The sequence below is a fragment of the Tsukamurella conjunctivitidis genome (assembly GCF_007858475.1).
In the GTDB taxonomy this organism is placed as follows: Bacteria; Actinomycetota; Actinomycetes; order Mycobacteriales; family Mycobacteriaceae; genus Tsukamurella; species Tsukamurella conjunctivitidis.
Genome location: NZ_VIGX01000100.1, coordinates 1 through 689 on the forward strand (window position 1 = coordinate 1; position 689 = coordinate 689).

Here is a 689-nt window from a genome sequence, read left to right on the forward strand (position 1 = left end):
GGGAGTCTGGACGAACACCGATGGCTCGTCGGCCACCGCCTCCGCGACCGGAGAGTCCGTGTTGGGGACCGGTGTGGGCGCCTTGCCCTCGGCCAGAGCCTTCTCGGTCTCGAGGATCTGGCGCTGATTGCGCCGGGCGTTCTGGAAGGTCCCGATGAGGGAGCGCTTGCCCTGACGCTTGGAGTACACGTCTGCGGCGACCGCGAGGAGGAGGACCAGGCCCTTGATGATCTGGGTCCAGTCGGATCCCACACCCATCAGCTGGAGACCGTTGTTGAGGAAGGCCATGACGAGGGCGCCGACCATGGTCCCGCCGATGGTGCCGATGCCGCCCCACACCGATGCTCCACCGATGAAGCACGCGGCGATGGCATCGAGCTCCCAGCCGGTGCCGTCAGCAGGACCGGAGGCGGTGGAGCGACCGATGAAGACCATGGCTGCGACTGCGGCCAGCACCGAGGAGGTGCACATGACGACGAAGTTGGTGCGCTGGACCCGGATGCCGGTGAGGGCCGCGGCTGCGCGGTTGCCGCCGATGGCGTAGACGCTGCGACCGAGGACCGTGCGGTTGGCGACGAAGGAGAAGACGATCATGAGGATGACGACGATGACGCCGGGGATCGGGAATGACGTGCCCGGACGCCCCGTCGCGAAGAGCCACATGATCCACAGGAGGACAGCGCCGATGG

General features: G+C 67.3%; 1 protein-coding gene. It reads right to left on the bottom strand.

Features of this window, described 5'->3' with window-relative positions; genetic code table 11:
• The coding region (locus FK530_RS24545; protein ID WP_438947266.1) for an ABC transporter permease subunit at positions 1-689 on the bottom strand (689 nt) is incomplete at both ends.